Origin of the sequence: Streptomyces sp. NPDC052101 (assembly GCF_040680235.1) — a bacterium.
Lineage (GTDB): Bacteria > Actinomycetota > Actinomycetes > Streptomycetales > Streptomycetaceae > Streptomyces.
On the sequence record NZ_JBFAWH010000006.1, the window covers coordinates 69,942 to 84,728 of the forward strand.

The 14,787-nt window shown below is 72.7% G+C and carries 15 protein-coding genes; 5 read left to right on the plus strand and 10 right to left on the minus strand.

Going from position 1 to position 14,787, the window contains the following annotated elements:
* The first annotated feature begins 120 nt into the window (after positions 1-120).
* Complete coding sequence (locus AB0L75_RS13670) at positions 121-1,398, plus strand: streptophobe family protein (protein WP_365179990.1); 1,278 nt, start codon at positions 121-123, stop codon at positions 1,396-1,398.
* A 62-nt stretch (positions 1,399-1,460) separates the two neighbouring features.
* On the opposite strand, the gene AB0L75_RS13675 is transcribed toward AB0L75_RS13670, so the two are convergent.
* The 4 genes from AB0L75_RS13675 to AB0L75_RS13690 form a co-directional block, all read right to left on the minus strand.
* On the minus strand, positions 1,461-2,456 hold the full coding sequence (locus AB0L75_RS13675) for a serine/threonine-protein kinase (protein ID WP_365179993.1): 996 nt from the start codon (positions 2,454-2,456) through the stop codon (positions 1,461-1,463).
* On the minus strand, positions 2,456-3,007 hold the full coding sequence (locus AB0L75_RS13680; RefSeq protein ID WP_365179996.1) for a hypothetical protein: 552 nt from the start codon (positions 3,005-3,007) through the stop codon (positions 2,456-2,458). Before AB0L75_RS13680 ends, AB0L75_RS13675 begins: the two co-directional genes overlap by 1 nt.
* 38 nt (positions 3,008-3,045) lie before the next feature.
* Entirely contained in the window at positions 3,046-5,385 is a 2,340-nt protein-coding gene (locus AB0L75_RS13685; protein WP_365179999.1) for an FHA domain-containing protein, read from the minus strand.
* Between the two features lie 65 nt (positions 5,386-5,450).
* Positions 5,451-5,861: a hypothetical protein gene (locus tag AB0L75_RS13690; protein WP_365180002.1), complete on the minus strand. Its 411-nt coding sequence runs from the start codon at positions 5,859-5,861 to the stop codon at positions 5,451-5,453.
* 316 nt (positions 5,862-6,177) lie between these two features.
* On the opposite strand from AB0L75_RS13690, the gene AB0L75_RS13695 reads away from it, so the two are divergent.
* Positions 6,178-6,579, plus strand: coding sequence for a nuclear transport factor 2 family protein (locus AB0L75_RS13695; protein WP_365180005.1), 402 nt, complete (start codon positions 6,178-6,180; stop codon positions 6,577-6,579).
* A 90-nt stretch (positions 6,580-6,669) separates the two neighbouring features.
* Here the strand turns inward: AB0L75_RS13695 and mgrA are convergent, their stop codons facing one another.
* Positions 6,670-7,662 (minus strand): L-glyceraldehyde 3-phosphate reductase, encoded by a 993-nt coding sequence (gene mgrA, locus AB0L75_RS13700; protein ID WP_365180008.1) that lies wholly within the window; start codon positions 7,660-7,662, stop codon positions 6,670-6,672.
* Positions 7,663-7,772: 110 nt separating this feature from the next.
* Here mgrA and AB0L75_RS13705 point away from each other — a divergent pair, with 110 nt between their 5' ends.
* From AB0L75_RS13705 to AB0L75_RS13715, 3 genes are all read left to right on the plus strand, one after another.
* Complete coding sequence (locus AB0L75_RS13705; protein ID WP_365180011.1) at positions 7,773-8,699, plus strand: LysR substrate-binding domain-containing protein; 927 nt, start codon at positions 7,773-7,775, stop codon at positions 8,697-8,699.
* Between the two features lie 67 nt (positions 8,700-8,766).
* A complete protein-coding gene (locus AB0L75_RS13710; RefSeq protein WP_365180014.1) occupies positions 8,767-10,269 on the plus strand; it encodes a carotenoid oxygenase family protein in 1,503 nt (500 codons plus the stop codon).
* A gap of 28 nt (positions 10,270-10,297) precedes the next feature.
* Entirely contained in the window at positions 10,298-10,813 is a 516-nt protein-coding gene (locus AB0L75_RS13715) for a DUF664 domain-containing protein (protein ID WP_365180017.1), read from the plus strand.
* On the opposite strand, the gene AB0L75_RS13720 is transcribed toward AB0L75_RS13715, so the two are convergent.
* From AB0L75_RS13720 to AB0L75_RS13740, 5 genes are all read right to left on the minus strand, one after another.
* On the minus strand, positions 10,795-11,865 hold the full coding sequence (locus tag AB0L75_RS13720) for an adenosine deaminase (protein ID WP_365180020.1): 1,071 nt from the start codon (positions 11,863-11,865) through the stop codon (positions 10,795-10,797). The two genes, AB0L75_RS13715 and AB0L75_RS13720, sit on opposite strands and share 19 nt — an antisense overlap.
* Before the next feature lie 33 nt (positions 11,866-11,898).
* Positions 11,899-12,294 carry a VOC family protein gene (locus tag AB0L75_RS13725; protein ID WP_365180023.1) on the minus strand — a complete coding sequence of 132 codons (396 nt, stop codon included), beginning with the start codon at positions 12,292-12,294 and terminating at the stop codon, positions 11,899-11,901.
* Positions 12,295-12,434: 140 nt separating this feature from the next.
* A complete protein-coding gene (locus AB0L75_RS13730) occupies positions 12,435-13,361 on the minus strand; it encodes a M48 family metalloprotease (protein ID WP_365180026.1) in 927 nt (308 codons plus the stop codon).
* Complete coding sequence (locus AB0L75_RS13735; RefSeq protein ID WP_365180029.1) at positions 13,358-13,738, minus strand: BlaI/MecI/CopY family transcriptional regulator; 381 nt, start codon at positions 13,736-13,738, stop codon at positions 13,358-13,360. The genes AB0L75_RS13730 and AB0L75_RS13735 overlap by 4 nt, the downstream gene beginning before the upstream one ends.
* A 138-nt stretch (positions 13,739-13,876) precedes the next feature.
* Positions 13,877-14,782, minus strand: a complete 906-nt coding sequence (locus tag AB0L75_RS13740; RefSeq protein WP_365180032.1) for an aldo/keto reductase — start codon at positions 14,780-14,782, stop codon at positions 13,877-13,879.
* Between the last annotated feature and the right edge of the window lie 5 nt (positions 14,783-14,787).

Below are 14,787 nucleotides of genomic sequence, written 5' to 3' on the forward strand. Positions count from 1 at the left end.
CAAATCCCGATTGGTGCATTTGGCTGCACATTGATCCTATTGTGTGTCCCAATGCGGTGCCGCTCGCAAGCCGACGCGGACGGCCCACCCGGCGAGCGGGGTGCCGGGCCACTGCTTAGCGTGTCAACCGTGAGCGCTCCCACCGTCACCGCGCGGCCCGCCGCCCGCCACGGCTGGGCTCGGGCCGTGGCCGCGGTACTGACCGGGCTGGCCGTCATGGTGCTGGTGGCGGCGCTCGGACTGTGGGCGGCCGGAGCGACGGACCTGCCGGACGGCGCGTTCCCGCGGGTGGTGGCCGCGACTCTGGTCACGGCGGTCGGCGGCAGCGTGGAACTCTCCGGCAACGCCGGTGCGCTGGCGCGGACACACGCGGGGCTCACCGTGATCCCGCTGTCGGTGACCCTCGCCGGGGCCCTGGTGATCGGCGCGGGTTTCCTGCGCCCGCTGCGGCACCGGGCGGTCGCCTCGGCCGGGGAACTGGCCGGCTGGGCCGCCCGGATCGCGGTGCTGTGGCTGCTCGCGCTGATCGGCCTGGCCCTCGGCGCCCGGCAGACCTTCGCCGTGGACGTGGGCAGCGGCACGCTCAGCGATCTGACCGGGCTGTTCGACGCGACGCCGAGGATCGGGTTCACCACGGACGTACCGCTGACGGTGCTGTTCGGGCTGCTGTGGCTGGCCGGAGTGCTGCTGCTGGCGCTGCTGGTCGCACGCGGGGCCCCGCTTCCGGCGCGGCTGCTGCGTTGCCAGGAGTCGGTGCGGCCCGCGGCGCACGCGATGGTGGTGTTGCTCCTCGCGTACGTCGTGGTCGCCCTGGGTACCGCGCTGATCACGGCGGCCACCCGCGGCCACGCCGCCGCCACCTTCGCGCTGATCATGCTCGGACTGCCCAATCTGGCCTGGCTGGCCCTGACCATCGGCCTGGGAGCGACCTGGGACGGCCGGGTGGACGGCCCGTTCGGCCTGCCGATGCCGCATGTCCTGGACGTGATCCTGCGCACCCGGGACGTCTCCGCGCTCAACCTGCGCTCGCTCACCGCCTACGACGGCCGGTGGTGGTGGCTGATGGCCGTGGACGCGATCCTGCTGCTGGCCGTGGCGTTCCGGATGGCGGTCGCCTCACCCGCCCGGATCCGGCTGTGGCAGCACGCCGTGCATCTGGCCGTGGCGCTGGCGCTGACGGTGCTGATGATCTGTCTGACGGGGCGTGTCTCGGCGCACTACGGGCTCTCCCTGCTCGGCATCGGCGACCTGGGCGGCGGGCTGTCCGGGGAGCTGTTCCTCAGGCCGCAGCTGTGGCGGGCGGTGGGCCTGGGCGCGCTGTGGGGCCTGGTCGCCGGCTTCCTGGGCGGTCTGCTGGCCCGTCCGGTCCGCCGGCCGGGCGAGGTCGACGGGTCCTAGGGCCGCTCGTCACATCCCCGTCGCGCGAGCGTATTCGTGCGTGAGGGAGGCGCCACGTGGGCCTAGGGCGGGAACACCGGGTCGGCCCAGTGTGGGGGGCTCGGGGCCTCGGTTGCCGTGTGGTCCGTCTCCGTGTCGGGCTCCGCCGGGGGGCGGACCTCGGCGGGGGCGGGGGTGGGGGCGGGTGCCAGGGGGGCGCGCAGGGCGGCGACGAAGGCGAGGCAGGTGTCGTAGCGGGCGTCCGGGCTCTTGGCGAGGGCCTTGGCGAAGACCGGGTCGACGGCCGGGAGGAGACCGGGGCAGGCCTCGCTCGGCGGGGGCGGGTCGTCGTACTGGTGGGCCCAGAGCAGGGCCATGTCGTCCTCGCGCAGGAACGGGGGGCGGCCGGCGAGGCTCTCGTAGATGACACAGGCCAGGCCGTAGACGTCGCAGCGGCCGTCGACCGGGCGGCCGGAGATCTGCTCGGGGGCGACATAGTCGAGGGTGCCGACGAACTGGCCGACGCTGGTGAAACCGGTCAGCGACAGGGACTTCTTGGTGAGCCCGAAGTCGGTGAGGTACACGTGCTCGGGGTGGTCGCTGTCGATGCCCTCGGCGACCAGGATGTTGCCGGGCTTGACGTCCCGGTGGACCAGGCCGTGCTCGTGGGCGGCGTCCAGGGCGGAGGCCACCTGCGAGGCGATCCGCACGGCGTCCGGCAACCGCAGCGGTCCGCGCAGGTCGAGCAGGCGGCGCAGATCGCTGCCGGGGACGTAGCGCATGGCGATGTAGAGCACGCCGTCGGTCTCGCCGGCCTCGAAGACCGGCACGATGTGCGGATGGTCGATCGCGGCGGCCACCTGGGACTCGTGGGTGAAGCGTTTACGGAAGGTGTCGTTGCGGGCGAGTTCGGGGGCGAGCAGCTTGAGGGCGACCGTGCGGTCCAGGCGCTGGTCGCGGGCGCGGTAGACGACGGCCATGCCGCCGCGCCCGATCTCGCTCTCGATCAGGTAGCTCGCGATCTGCCGGCCGATCAGTTCCGAGGGCCGGCCGGAGAACAGGCTGGTCTCGCGCGCCATCAGCGCTCACCTTCGGGTGCCACCAGCCGGGTCGGTGCATGCCCGGCGTCCTGCGCGCCGGTGACGTCGCGGTCGGTGGCGTAGGTGGCCAGCCGCCGTCCGTCGCCGTAGACCCAGCGGCCCTCCCCGGGGTCGTAGAGCCACATGGACTCCCCGTCGACCACGATCCCGATCCTCAGGCCCCGGGTGCGGTCCTCGAAGTCCTCTCCGTCCAGGGCACCGTCCGCCAGCTGCCGTACGGCGGTCCGGTAGTCGGCGAGGGCCTGTTCGGCGCGGGCCAGCAGGGGCAGCGGGTCGGCGGTGCCGCCCGTGCCATCGACGGCGGGCGGGTCCTCCGGTACGGCGATGAGTCGGCGGCTGTCCACCCAGGCGCCCCAGCCGTTGGAGCAGCGGACGTACCCCCAGTCGCCGCGTCGCTCCACCAGCTCGACGGGCAGCAGCGGATCGAGGGGCACGGTGGGGCGGGCCGGGTCGGGGGCCTCCCAGGCGGGCAGGCCGCGCCGCGGTACGACGTGCGTGGGCTGGAATCCGGGACTGGGCGCTTTGCTCATCGGGGCGCCTGCTTCCGCGTGTGGGCCATCGCGTTCGCCTACTTCCGCATCACGGCGGGCTCGTGCCGGCGCAGCAGGCGGACGACCACGAGCCCGTAGAGGACGGAGAGCACGACCAGCATGGCCAGGTCGAGCAGCCAGACGCCCGTCGAGTGCCGGAAGAGGGGGTCGGCGGTCAGCGGGCCGGGCACGATCCGGGACAGTCCGACCGTGCCGGCCATGGCGCCGAGCGCCCAGCGGGAGGGCACGAGCCAGGCCAGCTGCTCCAGGCCGGGCACGCCGTTGAGTCTGAGCAGGGTTCCGCAGAACACCACCTGGACGACGGCGAGCAGCACCAGCAGCGGCATCGTCATCTCCTCCTTGCGGGCCAGCGCGGAGACCAGCAGACCGAGCGTCATCGCGGTGAACGCGAGCAGGGCGACGGCCAGGGTGATCTCGACCAGCGGCGGCAGCAGGACGCCCTTCCCGCCGGGAGCGTTCAGGTCGACACCGAGGAGGGCGACCAGGGTGAGGACGACGGCCTGGGCGATGCTGATCGTGCCGAGCACCACGATCTTGGACATCAGATAGGCCGAACGGGGCAGGCCGACGGCGCGTTCGCGCTGGTAGACGACGCGTTCCTTGACCAGCTCGCGCACCGCGTTGGCGGCGCCGGCCAGCACGGCGCCGACGCACAGGGTGAGCAGCGCGTTCATCGCGGTGTCCTGGGTGAGCCGGCTGCCCGCCACGGCGCGGGCCATGGCGCCCATGACGAACGGCAGGGCGATCATGACGAGCAGGAAGGTGCGGTCGGCGCTGAGGACGGCCGTGTAGCGGCGGACCAGGGTGCCGAGTTGGGCGCCCCAGCCGCGTGGGCGGGGCGGCGGTGCCGGGGGGACGGGGGCCGGGCCCGGGTGGTGGGGCTGGGTGGTGGCCTGGGCGACGTAATGGCGGTGGAACGGCGACTCGCGGTACTCCCGCGCCCAGTCGCGGTCCGGGGCCCGCTCGAAGGCCTCGAAGGCCTCCGGCCACTGCTCGAAGCCGAAGAAGGCGAGGGCGTCGTCGGGCGGCCCGTAGTAGGCCACCTTGCCGCCGGGGGCGAGCACCAGGAGGCGGTCGCAGACGCCGAGGCTGAGGACGCTGTGGGTGACCACGATGACCGTGCGGCCGTCGTCCGCGAGACCGCGCAGCATGTTCATGACCGACCGGTCCATGCCGGGGTCGAGGCCCGAGGTCGGCTCGTCCAGGAAGAGCAGCGAGGGTTTGGTGAGCAGCTCCAGGGCCACGCTGACCCGCTTGCGCTGCCCGCCGGACAGGCTGTGCACGGGCTGGTCGGCGCGCTGTTCCAGGCCGATCTCGCGCATGACCTCGTCCACCCGGGCGCGCCGCTCGGCCGCGGCGGTGTCCTCGGGAAAGCGCAGTTCGGCGGCGTAGACGAGGGCGGCGCGCACGGTGAGCTGGGGGTGCAGGATGTCGTCCTGCGGGACCAGGCCGATGCGCTGGCGCAGTTCGGCGTAGTCGCGGTAGAGGTCGCGGCCGTCGTACAGGACGGTGCCGCGGTCGGCGGGCCGCTGTCCGGTCAGGGCGTTCAGCAGGGTGGACTTGCCGGCGCCGCTCGGTCCGACCACCGCGAGCAGGCACTTCTCCCCCACCGGGAAGGACACGTGGTCGAGGAGCACCTTGGTGCCGTCGTCGACGGCGACGGTGAGGTCCTGGACGTCGAGGGAGACCTCTCCGTTGTCGACGTACTCCTGGAGTTCGTCGCCGACCAGGCAGAACGCGGAGTGGCCGATGCCCACGATGTCGCCGGGGCCCACGGGTGCGCGGGTGACGGGCCGGCCGTTGAGGTAGGTGCCGTTGTGGCTGCCGAGGTCGACGATCTCGTACGTGCCGTCGGGGTGGGCGCGCAGTTCGGCGTGCCGGCGGGAGACGATCAGGTCGTCCACCACGAGGTCGCTGTCGGCCGCCCGGCCGATGCGGACCGTGCGCGGGGTCAGCGGGCGGACGCTGCTGGGCTGACGAAAGGTCCCGGTCAGCAGGGGCAGGGAGACCGCGGAGGGGCGGTCGGGGGTGGGCGGCGGGGCGCCGGTGAGGACCGCGCGGGGACCGTCGACGGGGTTGCCGAAGCGGATCACGCTGCCTGGGCGCACGCCCCACTCGTCGATCCTGCGGCCGTCGGCGTAGGTGCCGTTGGTGCTGTGCCGGTCCTTCAGGGTCCAGTGGTCGTGGTCGCAGCGCAGCACAGCGTGGTGCCACGAGACCCGGGCATCGTCGAGGACGATGTCGCTCAACGGGTCGCGTCCGACGTGGTAGTCCTGGCCCGGGCTCATCACCGTGGAGCCCATGTCGGTCTCCAGGACGAGTTCGGGCGCCGTCGGGGCGACCGACCGCTCCGCCATGGTCAGGATTCTACCGATTCGTTCACCTGTGCGCCCGGCACCGAGGGGCCCCCGATGGACACGTGTCAGGCGACGGGGACGACGAGCGCCGGCAGGGTGCGCTGCATGCGCAGTGCGTCCACGGACTCGGCGAGCAGTTCGTACTCGGTGGTGTCGTCGCTGGCGGCGATCCGTACCAGCCGGCCGCCCGCCAGTTCGTCGGCCACCCGCTCCTGGCGTACGTCGTCGGCGCACCAGGCGCGCAGCAGCGCGGGCACGTCGGCCACCGTGTCCGCGACCGGCACCAGCGCGCCCGCCGGGAAGGCGGGACCCTCGGGGCTCGGGTCGAGGCGCTCGGCGATCCAGGACGCCCGGTCCCGCAGCCACCACAGGGCCAGGGCCAGCGTGGGCGCGCGATAGGTACCGAGCGGTACCCCGATGCGGCGGCCGTCGCACATGCCGTACGCCGTGACATGGCACAGGAATTCATCGTGCACGTCCCACTCCCCCGTCGCCTCGCTGATCGGCCGGCCTGACCCTCGCCCTCCGTGCGGCTCCTGTGCGGTGAAGTGCCCCTGGCGTTCGAGTATCGCCACTCCCGAAACACTGTCACCATGACTTTCCGGCCAGTCTGTTGGCATATTCACCGTCCGTTCTGGCAGGAAATGCACCGGCCCATACCGCCTCCCGGGCATTACCAGGCAGGTAATCGACCCGCTCCCCGGTCCTCCGGCATGGTGGTCACACCGGATCGGCGAAGCCCCGGATCCGGCTCCGACCAGCAGTTACCACCTCGATGGAGGCTGATTCACCATGTCCGTGAACACCAACCGTTACGAGAGCGCCGCCGCCCGTTACCTAGAGGCCTGGAACGCCACCGAGCCGGAGGCGCTGAAGAAGGCGGTCGCCGCCGCGTGGACCGCGGACGGCGGCTACACCGACCCTCTCTGCGACGTCCGCGGCCACGAGGGCATCGCGGCGGTGATCGCGGCGGCCCACGAGCAGTTCCCCGGGTTCGTCTTCCGCCCGCTCGGCACCGTGGACGGTCACCACGACACCGCGCGCTTCGCCTGGGAGCTGGTGAACGAAGCTGGGGGTACCCCCTCTGGAGGAGGATCGGCGCCAGTCGCCGGGTTCGACGTCGTCACGCTGGACGGCGACGGCCGCATCCGGCAGGTGCTCGGCTTTCTGGACCGCGTGCCGGCGACCGCCTGACACCGCCTGGCCGGCCGTGGGTTCGCCGAGCCGCCCGGGGAGCCGCCGTCCGACGGCAGGCGAGCGGTACGGGACCGGGAAGCGGGGGCGTCAGCCCTTCACGATGGCGTCGATCCGCGCCAGTTCCTCCGCGTCGAAGTCCAGGTTGCGGAGGGCTCCGACGCTGTCCTCGAGCTGCTGCGGGCTGCTCGCGCCGACCAGCGCGGAGGAGACCCGGCCGCCGCGCAGCACCCAGGCGAGGGCCAGCTGGGCCAGGGTCTGGCCGCGGGACCCCGCGATCTCGTCGAGGGAGCGCAGGCGGGCGACGAGGTCCTCGGTGACGGCGTCGGAGTTCAGGAAGGGGCTGTCACTCGCGGCCCGGGAGTCCTCGGGGATGCCGTCGAGGTAGCGGCCGGTGAGCAGGCCCTGCTCCAGCGGGGAGTAGGCGATGGAGCCGACCCGGAGTTCGTCCAGGGCGTCGAGCAGGCCCTCGTCTTCGGGGCGCCGGTCCAGCATCGAGTAGCGCGGCTGGTGGATGAGGAGCGGGGTGCCGAGGCCGGCGAGGATGCGGGCGGCGTCGCGGGTCTGCTCGGCCGAGTAGTTGGAGACGCCGACGTAGAGCGCCTTGCCCTGCTGCACCGCCGTGTGCAGGGCGCCCATCGTCTCCTCCAGCGGCGTGTCCGGGTCGAAGCGGTGCGAGTAGAAGATGTCGACGTGGTCCAGGCCCATGCGCTTGAGGCTCTGGTCGAGCGAGGACAGCAGGTACTTGCGCGAGCCCCATTCGCCGTACGGGCCGGGCCACATGAGATAGCCGGCCTTGGTGGAGATGACCAGCTCGTCGCGGTACGGCGTGAAGTCGGCCCGCAGCGCCTCGCCGAGCGCGGACTCGGCGGCGCCGGGCGGCGGGCCGTAGTTGTTGGCGAGGTCGAAGTGGGTGACGCCCAGGTCGAAGGCGCGGCGCAGGATGGCCCGCTGGGTCTCGGCGGGCCGGTCCGGGCCGAAGTTGTGCCACAGGCCGAGGGACAGCGCGGGGAGCATCAGTCCGCTGCGTCCGGTGCGCCGGTAGGGCATGTCGGCGTAGCGGTCGGGGTGTGCGGTGTACAACGCGACTCCAGAGGGGTTGGCACACGGTCTACCGGGTCCACTGTTCCCGGGCGGCGTACAGCGGTCCAACAGAAGAATCCGATGGAATTCAGCGGCTAGGCTTCTCAATCATGGAACTGCGTCACCTCCAGCACTTCGTCGCCGTCGCCGAGGACCAGCACTTCACCCGGGCCGCCGAACGCCTGATGGTGTCCCAGTCGGGTCTTTCGGCGTCCATCAGGGCGCTGGAGCGGGAGCTGCGGGCACCGCTGTTCGTGCGCACCACCCGGCGGGTGACGCTGACCGAGGCGGGGCGGGCGCTGCTGGTGGAGGCCGAGCGGATCCTGGCGCAGGTGCGTTCGGCGCACGAGGCGGTGGCGGCGGTGCAGGGCGTGCTGCGGGGCACGCTGGCGCTGGGCACCGAGCAGTGCATCGCCGGGGTGCATGTGGCGCGGCTGCTGGCCGCGTTCCGGGGCCGGCATCCGGACGTGGAGATCCGGTTGCGGCAGGCGGGTTCGGGTGCGCTGGCCGAGGAGGTCGCGGCCGGGCGGCTCGACCTCGCCTTCGCCTACCGCACCCGGGCGGACAGCGACCAGCTGCGTTCGGTGTCGCTGACGAGCGAGCCGATGACCGTGCTGTGCCATCCCGGCCACCCGCTGGCCTCGGCCGGCGCCGTGCTGACCCCTGAGGACCTGGCAGGTGAGGTCTTCGTGGACTTCCATCCGGACTGGGGCCCGCGCCGCGCCACCGACGGCGCGTTCGCCGCGGCGGGTGTCGGGCGCATGGTCGCACTGGAGGTGAACGACGTGCACAGCCTGCTGGACCTGGTGGACGAGAACCTGGGGATCGCGGTCGTACCCCGGCACTTCAGGCACAAGCGACCCTCGCTCACGGCGCTGCCGCTGAAGGGCACGGGCGAGGCGGCGTACGAGACGGTGGCCCTGCTGCCGCCGGAGCGCGCCACCAGCCCCGCCGCCCGGGCACTCGTCACCCTGCTGGAGACCGGAGGCGGGGAGGGGGGCCTGGCACCACCCCAGGAGGGGCCCCAGGCCTCCTGATTCCGGCCGCCGGCCGCCACAGACTCAAGACCGTCGGGCAGGACCACGACGGTCAGGAGGACACATCATGGCGGAACACACCCGGCGGACCGTGCTGCGGGGCACGGCCGGACTCGCGGCGGCGGGCGCACTCACCGGCCTGGGCGCGAGCGAGACGGCGGCCCGCCCCGCAGGGAAAGTGACGGCACGTCATTATCCGTTCCTGGAAGGCGCGTTCGCACCGGTCACCGAGGAACTCACAGCGTTCGACCTGCCGGTGACCGGCCGTATCCCGCGCGAGCTGAACGGGCGCTTCCTGCGCAACGGCCCGAACGTCCTCGGTCTGGAGGACCCCCGGGCCCATCACTGGATGCTCGGCGAGGGCATGGTGCACGGCGTGCGGCTGCGTGACGGAAGGGCCGAGTGGTACCGCAACCGCTGGGTGCGCTCCGCGCAGGTCGCGAGGAAGCTGGGCCTGCCGTACCCGGGTCCGGTGCCGCAGGAGGACTTCGCCTGCAACACGCATGTGATCCCCTACCGGGGGCGGATCCTCACGCTGCAGGAGAGCGGCCCGTTGCCGTACGAACTCGACGGAGACCTCGACACCGTCGGCACATACGACTTCCAGGGCACGCTGGAGGGCACGTTCACCGCACACACCAAGTTCGACGTCCACAGCGGTGAGCTGCACGCCGTCACCTACCACCCGGCCTGGGACCACGTCCGGCACCTGGTCGTGGACGGCGCGGGGCGTCTCGCCCGCACCACCCGGATCCCCGTGGCGGACGCGCCGATGATGCACGACTTCGCGCTGACCGAGCGGTACGTCGTCGTCTTCGACATCCCGGTCACCTTCGACGCCGCGGCGGCCGAACAGGGCGCGCCCGTGCCGTACTCCTGGAACCGGCACCATCCGACCCGGGTGGGTGTGATGCGGCGGGACGGCGGGCCGGTGCGCTGGTTCGGGATCGAGCCGGTCTTCTTCTCGCACACGCTCAACGCCTACGACGAGGACGGCTGCGTGGTGGTCGACCTGACGACCTACCCGGCGCCGTTCCACGTCGCCGGCCGCGGCTCGGACGGTCCGTACGCGAGGGGCACCTCGAAACTGGAACGCTGGACCGTCGACCTGCGCCACGGGCGGGTACGGCAGCGGGTGCTGGACGACCGGCCGCAGGAATTCCCGCGTGTGAACGAGTCGTTGGTGTCCCGCCGGCACCGCTACGGCTACACGGCCGCGGCCGCCGAGCTGACGGCCGCCTATCTGACACCGGACGGCGGCACCCCGCCCGACGACGCGTTCTCCAACGCGCTCGTCAAGCACGACCTGCTGCGCGGCACCACCGAGGTGCACCGGCTGCCGAGGGGTGCGGCGGCGGGCGAGGCGGTGTTCGTTCCGCGGGATGCGGCCGGGCGACAGGCGGCGGAGGACGACGGGTATGCGATCGCGTACGTCCACGACCCGGACCGGGGCGCGGCCGACCTGGTGATCCTCGCGGCGCAGGACTTCACCGGGGAGCCGGTGGCGCGGGTCCATCTGCCGGGGCGGGTGCCGCTCGGCTTTCACGGGAGCTGGATTGCGGACGCGTGAGCGCCCGCCGTTTGGGATGGTGGACGGTATGCATGCCAAGGACATCCTCATCGACGGCTACGGCCGCATCCAGGAAGAAGTCCATGCCGCCCTCGACGGCCTCGGGCCGGAGGCGCTGCACCACCGCCCGGCGCCCGGCGCCAACTCCATCGCCTGGCTCGTCTGGCATCTCACCCGGGTACAGGACGACCACATCGCCGACGCCTTCGACCTCGACCAGGTGTGGCACTCCCAGGACTGGGAGAAGCGCTTCGGCCTCGACCTGCCCCGGCACGACACCGGCTACGGGCACAGCCCCGCCAAGGTCGCGAAGGTGCGGGTCGAGTCGGCCGGCCTGCTGACCGGGTACTACGACGCCGTCCACGAGCAGACCCTCGGCGCGCTGCGCTCGCTTGCCGCCAAGGATCTCGAACGCGTCGTGGACGAGCGCTGGGATCCCCCGGTCACGCTGGGGGTGCGCCTGGTGAGCGTCCTGTCCGACGACCTTCAGCACATCGGACAGGCCGCCTACCTCAGGGGGCTCGCTCAGAGCGCGGCCGCGTAACCCGGCAGGACCACGTCCTCGATGAGGGCCTTGCGCTCGTCGAACGGGATGAACGCGCTCTTGAGGGCGTTCACCGTGACCGTGCGCAGGTCCTCGACCGTCCAGCCGGCCTCCTCGACCAGCAGGGACATCTCCCGGGTCATCGTCGTACCCGACACCAGACGGTTGTCGGTGTTGAGGGTGACCCGGAAGCCCAGGTCCTTCAGCGCCGTGATCGGGTGCTCGGCGATGGAGGTGGCACAGCCGGTCTGCAGGTTGGAGGTGGGGCACATCTCCAGGGCGATCCGGCGGTCACGCACCCAGGACGCGAGGCGGCCGAGCTTGCCGTCCACGATGTCCTCGGTCAGGCGCACGCCGTGGCCGATGCGCTGGGCGCCGCACACCTGCAGGGCCTGGTGGATGCTGGGCAGGCCGTGCGCCTCACCGGCGTGGATGGTGAAGGGCACGCTCTCGCGGCGCAGGTGCTCGAAGGCGGCCAGGTGGTCGGCGGGCGGGAAGCCGTCCTCGGCGCCCGCGATGTCGAAGCCGACGACACCGGCGTCCCGGTAGGCCACGGCCAGGTCGGCGGCCTCACGGACCCGGTCGAACATCCGCATCCCGCACAGCAGGGTGCCGACCCGGACGGGGGTGCCGGCCGCAGCCGCCTTGGCCATACCGGCGGCGAGACCCTCCTGGACGGTCTCCACGACCTCGCTGAGCGACAGCCCGCCCTGCGTGTTCAGCTCGGGGGCGTAGCGCACCTCGGCGTAGACGACACCGTCGGCGGCCAGGTCGAGGACGTACTCCTCGGCGGTGCGCAGCAGGCCCTCGCGGGTCTGCATGACGGCGAGGGTGTGCTCGAAGGTGGCTATGTAGCGGACCAGGTCGCCGGAGTTGGCGGCCTCGAAGTACCAGGCGGCCAGCTCGTCGGGGTCGGTGGTGGGCAGGGTGTGACCGACCTGCGCGGCCAGTTCGACGACGGTGGCGGGGCGCAGGCCGCCGTCGAGGTGGTCGTGCAGCACGGCCTTGGGGAGCCGGCGGAGGGTCTCGGTGTCGATGCGGGACACGGTCATGGCAGGGCGTTCCTCGGGTGGTGCGGTGGAATGTCAGTGGTCGGCGGGCTGGAGCAGGTCCCAGCGGTTGCCGTAGAGGTCCTGGAAGACGGCGACGGTGCCGTACGGCTCGTGCCGCGGCTCCTCCAGGAAGATCACGCCGGCCGCGGTCATCCGGGCGTGGTCGCGGGCGAAGTCGTCGGTGTGCAGGAAGAACCCGACGCGTCCGCCGGTCTGGTCGCCGACCCGGGACCGCTGGGCCTCGTCCTTGGCACGGGCGAGCACCAGTCCGGTGCCGGTGTCCGGGCCGCCCGGTTCCACGACGACCCAGCGGGAGCCGTCGGGGCGCGGGGCGTCCTCGGCCAGCCGGAAGCCGAGCGCCTCGGTGTAGAAGCGGATGGCGTCGTCGTAGTCGTCGACGACGAGGGTGACCAGGGCGACGCGTCGCATCGGGACCTTCCGGTGGGAGTGGTTAGCGGGTGAGGTTATACGTAAAACCCCACGTGCGCCAGTCCTTCTTCTACGCGCGTTGCCCGAGGGCGTTCCAGAGGCGTGGCCGGGCGGCCCGAGGTGTCGTCCGGACGGGTGCGTCAGGGCCTTTCGTCGCCCTGGGCGATCTCGACCCGGTGGTGGAAGTCGGCCATGCCGATGCCCGCGGCGGCGCAGGAGACGGCGGTGCAGGCGAGCAGGAGGCCGGCGATCGCACGGCCGGCCTGGGGCACGCGCGGGGCGGCAAGCAGGGCCTGGACGCGCTGCGGGACGGGGCCCGAGGTCGCCGCGGGTGCGAAGTCGGGGCGCTCGGAGCGGGCGGCATGTCCGGCGAGGGCCGCGCGGGCGATGGCCCGGGCGATCAGCCGCCGGTCGCCGACCTGGGCGGCGGCGGCCTCGTCGGCGGCGCGCTCGGCGGCGAGGCGGATGGTCTCGCGGACCGGGCGCAGCGCCGGATGGCAGTGCGCGGCCAGCTCGGCGGCGGCGAGGAAGTAGTGGTGACCGCCGTCGTTGTGCGCCCGTTCGTGGGCGAACAGCGCCTCCCGCTCGGGGCCGTCCAGGCTGCGCAGCATCGCGGTCGTGACGACGATGCGGTGCGGGCGGCCCGGCAGCGCGTAGGCGTCCGGGCGCGGCGAGTCCACCACGCACAGATCGCCGGCCGCCGGTCGGCGCCCGGCCTCCGTGCGGGCCGCGCGGAAGGCGCGGGTCTGCCGCAGCACCGAGCGGACGAGGGTCCAGCCGCAGACCGCGAGAGCGCCGACGGAGGTCGCGGCGGCGGGCAGGACGACGAGGTCCGAGGCGGTGCGCAGCGGGTGGATCAGCTCGCCGACGGCGGCGAAGAGCGGGACCTTGAGCAGCCCGATCAGGACGAACGAGCCCAGCGCGGCCAGCGAGCAGCCGGCGAGCACTACCGCGCAGCCGGTGACGGCCCAGAGCGCGGCGACCGGGGCCAGCCGGTCCAGGGCCCGCCGGGCCAGGGCCGGCAGGGCCAGCGGCAGCAGCAGGGGCAGCAGAAGCAGCGCGGTCATCGTTCGTCAGGTTCGAGCAGGTCGCGCAGGATGCGCTCGTCGTGAGGGCTGAGCTGGGCGACGAAACGGGCAAGGACGGTCTCGCGGTCGCTGTCCCGGTCCAGCTCGCTGTGCATCCGGCGGGCGGTGAGGCCGTGGGCGTCCGGGACGTCCTGGACCGGGAAGTAGGCGTAGCCGCGGCCCTGGCGGTGCCGCTCGACGACACCCTTGTCGTACAGGCGGGTCAGGATCGTGGTCACCGTCGTACGGGCCAGGTCCGCACCGAGGCTCCGCTGGACCTGGCCGGGCGTCCGAGGTGCTCCGGCGGACCAGAGTGCGGCCATGACGCTCGCTTCTAGCTCACCGGCCGGCCGGCGCTCGTCCTTGGCCTCGGTCATGGAACGTTCCTCACCCCGTCATCGTCTGCGGCCCGGCGACCGTCTACACGATGGTAGTCATTCCGCCCATCGTACGGCCGTGCCCCGGCTTCCCCGTCATCGAGGGTCGCCGCCAGGGCCCGTACTCCCGGGGCCGTGTCAGGTCGCCGCGGTGTGGAGCGCGTCGAGGCGGGTCAGTTCGTCCGGGGTGAGGCGCAGGGCGCCGGCGGCGATGTTCTCCGCGAGGTGGTCCGGGTTGCCGGTGCCGGGGATGGCGAGGACGTGCGGGCCCTGGTGCAGGGTCCAGGCGATGCGGATCTGCGCGGGGCTCGCACCGTGGGCGCGGGCGATGTCGCGCACGGTCTCGTCGTGGGTGTCGGCCGCCGCCTGCGGTCCGGCCTCGCCCGCGACGGCGTAGAACGGCACGAACGCGATGCCGCGGGCGCCGCACAGCCGCAGCATCTCGTCGTCGACCGGGTCGGGACGGTCCAGGGCGTACCGGTTCTGTACGCACACCACCGGGGCGATCTCCAGCGCCTCGGCGAGATGGCGCGGTGCGACCCCGGAGATGCCCAGGTGCCGGATCAGGCCGGCCTCGCGCAGCTCGGCGAGGGCGCCGAAGTGCTCGGCGATCGAATCCTGCTGCTGGCGGCGGAAGTTGACGACGTCGAGATGGTCACGGCCGAGCTGGCGCAGGTTCTCCTCGACATGGCCGCGCAGCTGGTCGGGCCGGGCCGAGGTGCCCCACTCGCCGCAGTAGTCGCGGAAGGGGCCGACCTTGGTGGTGATGACCAGGTCGTCGGCGTACGGGGCGAGGGCCGTGTTGATCAGTTCGTTGGCGGAGCGCGTGGCGGAGAAGTAGAAGGCGGCGGTGTCGATGTGGTTCACGCCGAGCCGGACCGCCCGCCGCAGTACGGCCGTGGAGCGTTCCCGGTCGCTCGGGGTGCCGAGGTGGAACGCGGCGCTGCCCGTCAGCCGCATGGCTCCGAAGCCGATGCGGTGGACGGGCAGGTCGCCGAGTGCGAAGGTGCCGGAGGCGTCCGCGGTGATCGTTTCAACGGTCATTCGGC